Below are 12,419 nucleotides of genomic sequence, written 5' to 3'. Positions count from 1 at the left end.
ATAGCTGTTCTAGCATCGATTGCATGACCTAAACAACCTCTGCCCAAGAAGGTAATGCTCATGGATTTCGCTTATTCGCCCAAGGTTCAGGAACTGCGTGAGCGCGTAACCGCGTTCATGGACACTTACGTTTATCCCGCTGAGGCGGTGTTCGAACGCCAGGTTGCCGAAGGCGATCGCTGGCAGCCGACCGCGATCATGGAAGAGCTCAAACTCAAGGCCAAGGCTGAAGGCCTGTGGAATCTGTTTTTGCCTGAATCCGAACTCGGGGCCGGTCTGACCAACCTCGAATACGCACCTTTGGCCGAGATCATGGGCCGCTCGTTGCTGGGACCTGAGCCGTTCAACTGCTCGGCGCCAGACACCGGCAACATGGAAGTGCTGGTGCGCTACGCCAACGAAGAACAGAAACAACGCTGGCTCGAACCGCTGCTGCGCGGCGAGATCCGCTCGGCGTTCGCCATGACCGAGCCGGATGTTGCCTCTTCCGACGCCACCAACATGGCCGCCCGCGCCGTGCGTGATGGCGACGAGTGGGTCATCAACGGCAAGAAATGGTGGACCTCGGGTGCCTGCGATCCACGCTGCAAGATTCTGATCTTCATGGGCCTGAGCGATCCTGATGCGCCGCGCCACGCCCAGCACTCGATGATTCTGGTGCCGGTGGACACACCGGGCGTGAAGATTGTTCGTCCGCTACCGGTATTCGGTTATGACGACGCCCCTCACGGCCACGCCGAAGTGCTGTTCGAAAACGTCCGAGTGCCGTACGAAAACGTCCTGTTGGGCGAAGGGCGCGGCTTCGAAATCGCTCAGGGGCGCCTTGGCCCAGGCCGGATTCACCACTGCATGCGTTCAATCGGCATGGCTGAGCGGGCGCTGGAATTGATGTGCAAACGCTCGGTCAGCCGTACCGCGTTTGGTAAGCCACTGGCGCGTCTGGGCGGCAACATCGACAAGATCGCCGACTCGCGGATGGAAATCGACATGGCACGCCTGCTGACGTTGAAGGCGGCGTACATGATGGACACCGTGGGCAACAAGGTGGCGAAGAGCGAGATCGCGCAGATCAAGGTGGTCGCGCCGAACGTAGCCTTGCGGGTCATCGACCGGGCGATTCAGATCCATGGCGGGGCAGGGGTTTCCAACGATTTCCCGCTGGCCTACATGTATGCGATGCAGCGCACCCTGCGCCTGGCCGACGGCCCGGACGAAGTGCACCGCGCGGCCATCGGCAAATTCGAAATCGGCAAGTATGTGCCGAAAGAGATGATGCGTAGCGGGCAGTAAGACCGCGGCGCCTGCCATTCGCGAGCAGGCTCGCTCCCACAAGGTCAAGGTGAACCCTGTGGGAGCGAGCCTGCTCGCGAAGGCATCAACCAATTCAACACGGCAACATCAGATTCAATACACCCAAACCTCAACCCGCCGATTCTTGATTCGCCCCTCATCCGCACTATTGGCCGCCACCGGCATTTCGGCGCCAAAGCCGCGAATTTCGCGAAACACCACGCCGCTTTTCACCAGTTCACGCCGCACCGTCATGGCCCGCAACTTCGACAGCAAATCGGCGCGCGCCGGGTCACTCTTGGCATCGCCAAACCCTACCAGCGTGACTTGGCGATTGGTTTTATCACGCTGCTTTATATAGTCGAGCACCCGCGACAGGTCTTGCAGTGCCTTGTTGTCGAGCGTCGCGCTGCCTTCTTCAAAGCGGAAATTCACCGACAGCCGCTGAGCATGACGACTGAGTGCCTGATAACCCTCCGGCATCATCGCATTCGGCGTGACCGTGATGGCCTGGACGGTCTGGGCGATAAAACCGTTAGCCGCGACAATCGCCTGACCTTGGTTGCTTTGCGCGAACGCCGCCAAGGCCTCGGCCCAAGGGTTTTTTCCATGCGGGGGCAAGTAAAAGAACAGTCGGCGGGACAAGGGATAGTCTTCCGTGGCGATCAGGCTATTGAGCGGCGGCATTGCCTGGGATTGGCCATCGACGATCGCCACGGCTTTGGCCTGGCGCACATAAGGCAGGCCGATGAACCCGATGCCCTGCGGGTCGAGGCTGACGGCGTCGGACAATTGCTCGCTGGATTCGAAGCGTTTCGCGGCGCTGTTCAGCGTTTTCCCACGATGACTGAGGACTACTTCGTTAAACGTGTCGTAGGTGCCCGATTGGTCATCCCGCGCATAGAGATGAATCGCTCCACCGCTGCCGCCGAGTTCTTCCCAGGTTTTTGCTTCGCCGCTGAAAATTCTCGCCAGTTGTTCGGTGTCGAGTTGATTCAGCGGGTTCTGCGGGTGAAGGATGATTGCCAGCCCGTCGATGGCGATTACTTGCTCGGCCTCGGGGCTTTTGAAGTCGCCCAAGGGTTCGAGGTCTACCAGTTCGCTGTCTTTAATTGGGCGAGAGGACGCGGCGAGGTCGGCGCTGGCGTTTTTCAGGGCCGTGAACCCGGTGCTGGAGCCATGGGCCGCGACTTCAACCACGACTCGGCGGCCCTGTGCGGTTTCGCCGACAATGCGTTGTTCGTTAGCTTTATCCGCACGTTCACTGTGAACCTTGATCAGACCCTGCTCGCGCATCAGGCCTTCGACCAGCGCCGGGCCCAGGGCCGCGCCGATGGTGTTGGATCCCTGGATGCTCATCACCGCGCCATTGGCGGGTATCGGTAAATCAGCGGCCGATGCCGTCAATGACAGGCCGGCGCACAGCATCAACACAAACAAAACGCGCAGCGTCATGCCGGCACCTTAAAAAATCATAGAAAGTGCGGGGAGAATAAGTCAGTCAGGTTTCCGAAAGATGACAGTTACCCCTGTAGGAGTGAGCCTGCTCGCGATAGCGGCTGTACATTCAGCATTTATGCTGACTGACATACCGCTATCGCGAGCAGGCTCACTCCCACAGGGTTTTGTGTTGAGCTTTAGATATCAGCTCAACTCAAGCCAGATCGGTGCATGATCGGATGGTTTTTCCATCCCGCGCAGTTCGTAATCCACGCCTGCGTCCTTGATCCGTGGCAACAGGCCATGGGAGGCCATGATCAAGTCAATTCGCAGCCCGCGCTTGGGCTCGTCTTCAAAGCCGCGGCTGCGGTAATCGAACCAGCTGAAACGGTCGGTCACGTCCGGGTTCAGGTGGCGGAAACTGTCCACCAGGCCCCAGTTTTTCAGGCGGGCCATCCACTCGCGTTCTTCCGGCAGGAAGCTGCACTTGCCGGTTTTCAGCCAGCGTTTCATGTTGTCCGGGCCGATGCCGATGTCGCAGTCTTCCGGTGAAATGTTGACGTCGCCCATGACCACCAGCGGCTGATCGTTGCTGAACTGGCTTTCCAGCAGTTGTTGCAGGTCGCTGTAGAAGCGTTGCTTGGCTGGGAACTTGGTCGGGTGGTCGCGGCTTTCGCCCTGTGGGAAATAGCCGTTCATGATCGTCACCGGCACGCCATTGGCGTCGGCGAACGTGCCCCAGATGAAGCGGCGTTGAGCGTCTTCTTCATCGGTGGCGAAGCCTTTGTGCAGGGCCAGTGGTTCTTTACGCGAGAGCAGGGCGACGCCGTAATGGCCTTTCTGCCCATGGAAATTCACGTGGTAGCCCAGCGCCTGAACCTCGGCCAGCGGGAACTGGTCGTCGTGAACTTTGGTTTCCTGCAAGCCGATTACGTCTGGCTGGTGTTTTTCAATCAGCGCCGCCAGCTGATGCGGGCGAGCGCGCAGCCCGTTGATGTTGAAGGAGACGATCTTCATGGTCGGCAGTCCTGGCAAAAGGGCGATGCTAGCTGACATGTAGGAATCGGGCCAGCGTGGGGTGAGGGGATTCGTGTTCGGCGGTAGGTCTTCAATCGCTCATGCGGGCCTCATCGCGAGCAGGCTCACTCCCACAGTGGATCGGTGTAGGGCCTACTGAATTCGCCAGTCTGGTCTATAACTGTGGGAGCGAACCTGCTCGCGATGGCGTCAGCACTGATTTCGATCAGTAAGGAACTGTGTCAGCACCGATAGGCTCGTAACAACAAGAGCACAGCCATTTGAGCTGTACCGGGGAGATCAACCGTTATGCCTGAAACCTCGACCGCCATCGCCGACATTCACATGCTCGACAGTGGTTATGCCCACGAAGCGCGATCCCTGCTTTACCACGCTTACCGGCACGAACCGACCTTCGGTTACCTGTTCGAGGCCGAACGCCCCGGCTATGAACATCGCGTGCGGGCGACCGTGCGCGAACTGGTTAAACAGCACTTTCTTCAGGACTTGCCGGCGATTGGCCTGCTGGTCAACGACCGTTTGATCGGCATAGCGCTGATCGCGCCGCCGCTACGACGCCTGGGAATTACCGAAAGTTGGGCCTGGCGTTTGCGCATGGTGCTCAGCGCGGGTTTTCGCAGCACCCGCCGCTATCTCGACTACCACGCCGCGGTTGCCGCTTGCGTGCCGAGTGACTCGGTCCATGTGCTGCCACTGCTGGGCATTCACCCGCAATTTCAGGGCAAACACTTCGGCGAACAACTGCTGCAAGCGGTGCATAACTGGTGCGCAGTGGATGAAACCTCCGAAGGTGTGATCCTCGACACCGGGAATTCTCGCTATCTGGAGTTCTATAAGCGTCAGGGGTACGAGGAAATCGGCGAGGTTGCCGTAGGGCCGATTCGCGAGCATGTTTTTTTCCACGCCAATCCGCAGGTGTTACAAACCTCAACGGCATAAACGGTAGAACTTTAACGCCATGCGAGGCTCTATCACGCTCCCAAGCTCGTGATAGCATCCGCGCCTATGAAGTTTCCAGGAAGATTTACCAGTGGCGTGCTGATGCTGTTCACCAGCTGCGCGGCGCTGGCCCAAAGTGAATTGGATGTTCGGATCAAACCGTCCAACGATGAGCTGAAAGCCAATATAGAGGGCTATATCGGCAGCCTCGGCGATCGAGACGAAGAAGCATTGCAACGCTTCAGTCGTGGCGCCGAAGAGCAGGCGCGCAAGGCCGCCCAGGCCTTGGGTTATTACCAGCCGCAGATTGAAAGCGATGTGACGGGCGGCAAAACGCCGCGCCTGGTGCTCAACATCGACCCCGGCGAACCGGTGCACCTGCGCAATGTCACGATTCGCATCGACGGCCCGGCCGCATCACTCAAGTCTTTTCGTGTGCCCAAAAGCGCTTCGCTGAAAACCGGCGCGGTGCTCAATCATGGTCATTACGAAGACGCCAAACGCCTGATTCAGAATCAAGCCTCGCGCTTCGGCTTTTTCAGCGGTCACTTCACCAGTCAAAAACTGTTGGTGGACCCGCGCGCTGGCGTGGCCGATATCGAACTGATCTACAGCAGCGGCCCGCGTTACGCGCTGGGCAAGGTCACCTTTGAGGGCGATACACCCTTCGACGATGACCTGCTGCAACGCATGGTGCCGTTCAAGCAAGGCGCACCTTACGACTCCGAACTGATCGCTGAACTCAATCAGGCCATGCAATCGAGTGGTTATTTCGAAAGTGTTCGAGTGGATGCGACGCCGACGGCGTCCAAAAATGATGTGATCCCGGTTGACGTCAAACTCGAAACCCGCAAACCACGGACCATGGGCCTGGGGCTGGGTTATTCCACCGACGTCGGTCCCCGGATCAAGGCCAACTGGACCCGGCACTGGGTCAATCCGCAGGGGCACAGTTATGGCTGGGAGGCCGAAGTCTCGGCGCCTCGGCAAAACGTCGGGCTGTTCTACGACATTCCCCTGGACCCGCCGCTGACCGACAAACTGCGCTTTGCCGGTGGTTATCAGAATGAAGAAATTGACGGCACCGACACCCGCAGCAAACTGCTGACCATCGGCCCGGAATGGCACAGCAAACTGCCCAGTGGCTGGCAGCGCGTGGTGTCGCTGAAATGGCAGCACGAGGATTACAAACTGGGTGACGACTCGGGGTTGAGTAATTTGCTGATGCCCGGCGTCAACTATTCCTACCTTAAAAGCGACAATCGCATCGACCCGCACAACGGCTACCGCCTGCAATTCGAGTCCAAAGTGGCAAAAGAAGGCCTGGGTTCGGACAATAACCTGTTGTACGGCACCGCGTTGGTGAAAGGCTTGACCACGGTTTTCGAGAAACACCGGTTGCTTGGCCGGGTACAGGTCGGCGGCAGCGCTACCAATGGCTTCAAGTCAGTGCCGCCGTCGTTACGGTTTTTCGCCGGTGGCGATCAGAGCGTGCGCGGTTACGACTATCAGAGCCTGTCCCCGGAAAACTCCGAGGGTGACCGCATCGGAGGTCGTTACATGGTGGCGGCGAGCGCAGAATACCAATATTCCATCGCCGAAAAATGGCGGGTCGCGACCTTCGTTGACCAAGGCAACGCCTTTAATACACTCGATCTGCCGAGCCTCAAGACTGGGGTGGGTATCGGCCTGCGCTGGGTCTCGCCGGTGGGGCCGTTGCGCCTCGATCTGGCTCATGCGCTGGACGACGACGGCGGCATTCGACTGCACTTCTCCATGGGGCCTGAGCTGTGAATCGTGGTTTGAAAATAACGCTGTTGGCGATTCTGGCGCTGCTCATGCTGGTCGTTGTCGCCGTCACCACAGTGTTGAGCACCGCTGGGGGCAGCCGTTGGGCGCTCGGTTTTGTGCCGGGTCTGACCCTTGAAAATTTCCAGGGGCGTCTGGGTGGACAATGGAGTGCCGATCATCTGGTGTGGCAGCAGGACACTAGCCGGGTCGAGCTGAGCAAAATAATTTTTGCTTGGTCGCCGCTGTGCCTGACACGTATGGCGTTGTGCATCGAGCAACTGAAAGCCGATCAGGTCAGCCTGCAATTTCCCCCCGGCACCGATGAGGCAAGCAGCGGGCCGATCATCCTTCCGGACCTGACATTGCCCTTGGCGATTGAACTGGGTGATGTCCAGGTTGGTAGTCTGCTGTTCAACGGCAGCGAAGCGCTCAAAGGCCTGCAACTGGCGGCGCACTGGACGGTGCAAGGCTTGCAGATTGATTCGGTGAAGTTGCAACGCGATGACCTGAGCCTGAACCTCTCCGGCCTGCTGCAACCCACCGGCAACTGGCCGCTCAAGGCTGAAGGCAACCTGACCCTGCCGGCTCCCGAGCCTTGGGCGCTGGCGCTGAAAGTGGACGGCGACCTGCTGAAAACCCTGAACCTGAAAGCCGACAGCAGCGGTTACTTGAACGGGCAACTGACCGGTGAATTGCAACCGCTGGCGGACAACCTGCCGGCCAAGGTACGAATCACCGCCGACGGCTTCAAACCCGCCGCTGACTTGCCAGACACCTTGCAACTCAATCAACTGGAACTCACCGGCGACGGCGACCTTAAAAACGGTTACCAGTTGCTCGGCAAAGCCACGCTCCCTGCCGAACAAGGCCCGGTCGCGTTGCTGCTGCAAGGCAAGGTCGATGCCAAGGGCGCGCAAATCGCTGGCCTCGACCTCACCGCTAACGACAAACAAAGCCTCAAGCTCAGCGGCTCCCTCGACTGGAGCAAAGGCCTGAGCGCCGACGCGAAAATCGACTGGCTGGATTTTCCGTGGCACCGCCTCTATCCGTTGATTGACGAACCGGAAGTGGCATTGCGCAGTTTCAATGGCGACATCTCCTACACCGACGGCAAGTACCTCGGCAGCTTCACAGCAGCGCTGGATGGCCCGGCCGGTGCCTTCACCCTGATCAGCCCGTTCAGTGGCGACCTAACCAAAATTTACCTGCAACAAATTCAACTCCAGGCCGGACAGGGCAAGGCCGAAGGGCACCTGAACCTGCAATTTGCCGACGGCATTGCCTGGGACACCGCGCTCGACCTGTCAGCGATCAACCCGGCGTACTGGGTGTCGGAATTGCCCGGCACACTGGCCGGGCCGCTACGCAGCAAAGGCGAGATGAAGAATGACAAACTCAGCCTCAATGCCGACCTCGACCTGAAAGGCAAACTGCGCGGGCAACCTGCCATGATCCAGGCCATAGCGGATGGCGGCGGCGAGCAGTGGAACCTCAATGCACTGCAAATCCGTCTCGGCGACAACAGCATCAACGGCAAGGGCAGCCTGCAACAGAAACTCGCCGGCCAGATCGACATCAAGATGCCGCGTCTGGCCCAGCTCTGGCCGCAACTGCGCGGTCAACTGAACGGCCGCATCGATGTCGCCGGCACGCTCAAGGCGCCGCAAGGCAAGCTCGGACTGCAAGGCACGCAACTGGCTTTCGACGACAATCGCCTGCAAAGCCTGAACCTCGACGCGACCCTCGACAGTGCGCAACGGGCGAAAATCGACCTCAAGGGCAGTGGCATTCAGGCCGGTGACACATCGCTGGGCACACTGACCGCCAGCGGTCAGGGCGACATCAAAAACCAGAAGCTCAGCCTCGACTTGCAAGGCCCGAAACTAAAGCTGGCCCTCGGCCTCGACGGTGCGCTGGACCAAGGCAACTGGCGCGGGCGCCTGGCCAGCGGCGATATCCAGACCGGCGGGCAAGACTGGAGGCTGCAAGGCCCGGCGAAACTGGAGCGGCTGGCGGACGGCAAAATCAACCTGGGCGCTCACTGCTGGATGTCCGGCCCGGCCAGCCTGTGCGGTGAAGACCAGCGTTTAATGCCAGAGCCGAAGCTGCGTTTTCACCTCAAGCAATTCCCGATTGAAAGCCTGGCGCAGTGGCTGCCCAAAGATCTCGCCTGGAAGGGCCGGCTCAACGCCGACCTGCAACTGGACCTGCCCGCCAGCGGCCCGAACGGTCTGATCAGCATCGACGCCAGCGGCGGTACGTTACGCATGAAGGAGAAGGACCAGTGGCTGGACTTCCCGTACCAGACGCTGAAACTCACCAGCAAACTCACGCCAAAACGTATCGATACGGACCTCAACTTCGTCGGCGGCAAGCTCGGCGAGTTGATGGTTCAGGCGCAGCTCAACCCGTTGCCGAAGAACAAACCGCTAACCGGTTCGTTCCGCTTGAGCGGGCTCGACCTGTCGGTGGCGCGGCCGTTTGTGCCAATGGTCGAGAAAATCACCGGGCGCTTGAATGGCAGTGGCACGATCTCCGGTGGCCTGTTGGCGCCGCAGGTCAACGGCAGCCTGTTGCTTAGCGACGGCGAAGTCTCCGGGCCGGAGTTGCCGATGGCGCTGCAAGCCTTGCAGCTGCGAGCGGTGATTGCCGGTGAAACCGTGCAATTGAATGGTGACTGGAAAAGCGGCAAGACCGGGCAGGGCACCCTCAACGGCAACATCGCCTGGGGACAGGCGCTGGTGGTGGACCTGGCGCTCAAGGGCTCGCAGTTGCCGGTCACCGTCGAGCCGTACGCCAAGCTGGAAGTCGCGCCGGACCTGAAGATCTCGATGAAGGGTGACGAACTGGCAATCGCTGGCAAAGTGCTGGTGCCCAAAGGCGAGATCACCATCCGCGAGTTGCCGCCTTCCACGGTCAAGGTATCCGATGACGTGGTGATCGTTGGCCAGCAGACCGAAGAGGGCAAACCGCCCTTGGCCATGAAGATGGACATTGATGTGGTGGTCGGCGCTGACAAGCTGAGCTTTGCCGGGTTTGGCCTGACCGCGAATGTGCAGGGCCAGGTGCACATCGGCGACAACCTGGACACGCGTGGCGAGCTATGGCTCAACGACGGGCGTTATCGCGCCTACGGTCAGCGCCTGACCGTGCGCCGGGCGCGCTTGTTGTTTGCCGGCCCCCTTGACCAGCCGTACCTGGACATCGAGGCAATTCGCCAGACCGACGACGTGATCGCCGGCATTCGCCTGAGCGGGAGCGCCGAGCAACCGACCACGCAGATCTTCTCCGAACCGTCCATGAGCCAGGAACAGGCGTTGTCCTATCTGGTGTTGGGGCGTCCGCTGAGCAGCAACGGCGAAGACAACAACATGCTTGCCCAGGCAGCGCTCGGCTTGGGTTTGATGGGCAGTTCGGGGGTGACCGGCGGATTGGCCAAAAACCTCGGGATCCAGGATTTCCAACTGGATACCCAGGGCAGCGGCACCACTACCGCCGTCGTGGCCAGTGGCAATATCTCCGAGAAACTCAGCCTGCGTTATGGCGTGGGCGTGTTTGAACCGGCCAACACCATTGCCCTGCGCTACAAGCTGAGCAAGAAGGTCTTCCTCGAAGCGGCAAGCGGCGTGGCGAGTTCGCTGGACATCTTCTACAAACGGGATTTCTAGATCCTGCTCCTTCCCTGTGGCGAGGGGGCTTCTGTGGTGAGGGGGGCTTGTCGGAACGCCGCACCGCCCCGTTGGGCTGCGCAGCGGCCCTAAAACCTGCACCGCCTATCCTTCTGAAGCCTGCAAATCAACAGCGACGACTGCTTCGCAGCCGAACGGGGGCAAGCCCCCTCGCCACAATACCCGACACCATTGGTCAACTAATTGCTAAGCGACCTAACTACTGCGTTGACATTGGCTGCCTAGGCAGTAATATTTGGACATATATTCACTGCCTAGGCAGCTAATGGGTGTCCTGATGAAACATTTCTCACCAGATGATTTCCACAATTGCCATCTCGGCCTCCTGCTCGGGCGCGCCGCGCTGCTCAAGGACCGGCTCATTGACACTCACATGGAACCCTATGGCATCACCGCCGCGCAGTTCAAAGTGATGATCATCGTCGCCCAGTTCGGCGTCGATACCCCGGCCGAGCTGTGCCGTCACCTGTCGCTGGACAGCGGTTCGATGACCCGCATGCTCGATCGTCTGGAACAGAAAGGTTTTCTCATCCGCCAACGCTCGGAGGCGGATCGCCGCCAGGTTCAACTGGTGCTGACCGAAGAAGGCCAGCACCTCGCCGACCGTCTGCCGCATATCGGCGCCGACGCGATGAACGAACTGGCCAGCGCCATCACCCCGGATGAATTGAAAACGCTGGAACAAATCCTGAAGAAAATTCTGGTGGCAGCCGGCGATTCGATCACGCTGCTGCGGGTAGGCGACAAATGAGCAGTAAAACCCTGCGTATCGGCCTCAGTCTGGTGCTTGCCGCCATGACCCTGGCCGGTTGCGCCAGCTACAGCGGCCTGACCACCGAAGGTAAAAGCCTCGACGCGAAAACCCTCAAGGCCGGTCAATCCCTCAGTGGCGTAACCCTGTCGCCGGCGGCCTGGCCGAAAACCGACTGGTGGAAAAGCCTCGGCGACCCGCAGCTGGACGGTCTGATCCGCGAAGCCCTGCAAGACAGCCCAGACATGCAAATTGCCGACGCCCGCACGCATCAGGCCAGCGCCGCTGCCTACGCCGCCGACGCCGCGCGCATGCCGACCCTCGATGCCGGCGCCGGCGTCAGCCGTTCGCGACTGTCCCGTGACCAGGACCCGACCGGGCAGGGCGGCACTTACGCCACCGTGCGCAACATCGGTGCCAGTTTCAATTACAACTTCGATCTCTGGGGCGGTCAACGCGACGCCTGGGAAGCAGCGTTGGGCCAAGCTCGTGCTGCTGAAGTCGATCAACAGGCTGCGCAGTTGACCTTGGCCGCCGACGTCGCGCGCGCCTATAGCGATTTGGGTCAGGCGCACATCGTCTATGACCTGGCTAATGAAGACCTGACACGCACCCGCAAAATGCTCGACTTGAGCCAGCGTCGCCTGAGTTCGGGCATCGACAGCGAGTACCAGCTCCAGCAAACCCAAAGCCTGGAAGCCACGTCCGAGGCCAGCCTGATTGACGCCGAAAAACGCCTGAACAGCGCAAAAATCGCCCTAGCCGTGCTGTTAGGCAAAGGCCCGGATCGCGGCAAAGAAATCGCCCGGCCGAAAATCCTTCAGGCCAGCGCTGTCGCTCTGCCGTCGGTGTTGCCCGCCGAGTTGCTCGGTCGTCGTCCCGACCTGGTGGCCGCACGCTGGCGAGTCGAGGCGGCGAGCAAGAACATCGCCGCCGGCAAAACCCAGTTCTATCCCAACTTGAACCTCAGCGCCGCCGCCGGTGCCGAATCGTTGTTGGGCGACGCAATGTTTGGTTCGGCGAGCCGCTTCTTCAATATCGCCCCCACGATTTCAGTGCCGATTTTCGATGGCGGCCGCCTGCGCGCCGACCTCGATTCGCGAGACGCCGATTACGACCTCGCGGTGGCGCAGTACAACAAAAGCCTGGTGAAAGCGCTCGGTGACGTCAGCGACACCATTAATCAGTTACGCGATATCGGCCGGCAGATCGGTGCTCAGCAGCACGCCACCGACATTGCCCAGGATTCTTACAACACCGCGCTCCAACGGTACGGTTCCGGCATCGGTAACTACCTGGACGTGCTCAGCATCGAGCAGCAGTTGCTCCAGGCCCAGCGTCAGCTGGCGAACCTGAATGCCGAGCAGATCGACCTGTCGATCCAATTGATGCAAGCGCTGGGCGGCGGTTTTCAGGGAGAAACCCTGACCGCAGCCAACGCAACCCCAGCCACGCAGTACAACTAATTCAAGGTATTGGTC

At 60.1% G+C, this 12,419-nt stretch carries 8 protein-coding genes; 6 read left to right on the top strand and 2 right to left on the bottom strand.

The genetic code is table 11. From position 1 onward, the window contains the following. The first annotated feature begins 60 nt into the window (after positions 1–60). A complete protein-coding gene (locus tag ACWGZX_RS03405) occupies positions 61–1,290 on the top strand; it encodes an acyl-CoA dehydrogenase (protein WP_452627295.1) in 1,230 nt (409 codons plus the stop codon). Between the two features lie 114 nt (positions 1,291–1,404). Here the strand turns inward: ACWGZX_RS03405 and ACWGZX_RS03400 are convergent, their stop codons facing one another. Then, positions 1,405–2,745, bottom strand: coding sequence for a substrate-binding domain-containing protein (locus ACWGZX_RS03400; RefSeq protein ID WP_452627294.1), 1,341 nt, complete (start codon positions 2,743–2,745; stop codon positions 1,405–1,407). Positions 2,746–2,934: 189 nt separating this feature from the next. Beyond that, on the bottom strand, positions 2,935–3,747 hold the full coding sequence (gene xthA, locus ACWGZX_RS03395; protein WP_452627293.1) for an exodeoxyribonuclease III: 813 nt from the start codon (positions 3,745–3,747) through the stop codon (positions 2,935–2,937). Between the two features lie 309 nt (positions 3,748–4,056). Between xthA and ACWGZX_RS03390 the strand changes: the two genes are divergently transcribed. The 5 genes from ACWGZX_RS03390 to ACWGZX_RS03370 all read left to right on the top strand — a co-directional run bounded on the left by ACWGZX_RS03390 (position 4,057) and on the right by ACWGZX_RS03370 (position 12,404). Beyond that, positions 4,057–4,707, top strand: a complete 651-nt coding sequence (locus ACWGZX_RS03390; RefSeq protein ID WP_223521170.1) for a GNAT family N-acetyltransferase — start codon at positions 4,057–4,059, stop codon at positions 4,705–4,707. 66 nt (positions 4,708–4,773) lie between these two features. Next, positions 4,774–6,501, top strand: a complete 1,728-nt coding sequence (locus ACWGZX_RS03385) for an autotransporter assembly complex protein TamA (RefSeq protein WP_452627292.1) — start codon at positions 4,774–4,776, stop codon at positions 6,499–6,501. After that, complete coding sequence (locus tag ACWGZX_RS03380; protein WP_452627291.1) at positions 6,498–10,166, top strand: translocation/assembly module TamB domain-containing protein; 3,669 nt, start codon at positions 6,498–6,500, stop codon at positions 10,164–10,166. Before ACWGZX_RS03385 ends, ACWGZX_RS03380 begins: the two co-directional genes overlap by 4 nt. Positions 10,167–10,464: 298 nt before the next feature. Then, the gene (locus ACWGZX_RS03375; RefSeq protein ID WP_452627290.1) at positions 10,465–10,938 is read left to right on the top strand and encodes a MarR family winged helix-turn-helix transcriptional regulator; all 474 of its coding nucleotides are present in this window, start codon (positions 10,465–10,467) and stop codon (positions 10,936–10,938) included. Then, positions 10,935–12,404 (top strand): efflux transporter outer membrane subunit, encoded by a 1,470-nt coding sequence (locus ACWGZX_RS03370; protein WP_452627289.1) that lies wholly within the window; start codon positions 10,935–10,937, stop codon positions 12,402–12,404. The genes ACWGZX_RS03375 and ACWGZX_RS03370 overlap by 4 nt, the downstream gene beginning before the upstream one ends. The last annotated feature ends 15 nt before the right edge of the window (positions 12,405–12,419 follow it).

The sequence above is a fragment of the Pseudomonas sp. CLCA07 genome (genome assembly GCF_053615335.1).
This window is presented reverse-complemented; position numbering and strand designations above follow the sequence as displayed.

Bases quoted from the DNA above. Each gene is read 5' to 3' on its own strand.
- ACWGZX_RS03405 (WP_452627295.1), top strand. From the start codon at position 61: ATGGATTTCGCTTATTCGCCCAAGGTTCAGGAACTGCGTGAGCGCGTA.
- ACWGZX_RS03370 (WP_452627289.1), top strand. From the start codon at position 10,935: ATGAGCAGTAAAACCCTGCGTATCGGCCTCAGTCTGGTGCTTGCCGCC.
- ACWGZX_RS03385 (WP_452627292.1), top strand. From the start codon at position 4,774: ATGAAGTTTCCAGGAAGATTTACCAGTGGCGTGCTGATGCTGTTCACC.
- ACWGZX_RS03400 (WP_452627294.1), bottom strand. From the start codon at position 2,745: ATGACGCTGCGCGTTTTGTTTGTGTTGATGCTGTGCGCCGGCCTGTCA.
- ACWGZX_RS03375 (WP_452627290.1), top strand. From the start codon at position 10,465: ATGAAACATTTCTCACCAGATGATTTCCACAATTGCCATCTCGGCCTC.
- xthA (WP_452627293.1), bottom strand. From the start codon at position 3,747: ATGAAGATCGTCTCCTTCAACATCAACGGGCTGCGCGCTCGCCCGCAT.
- ACWGZX_RS03390 (WP_223521170.1), top strand. From the start codon at position 4,057: ATGCCTGAAACCTCGACCGCCATCGCCGACATTCACATGCTCGACAGT.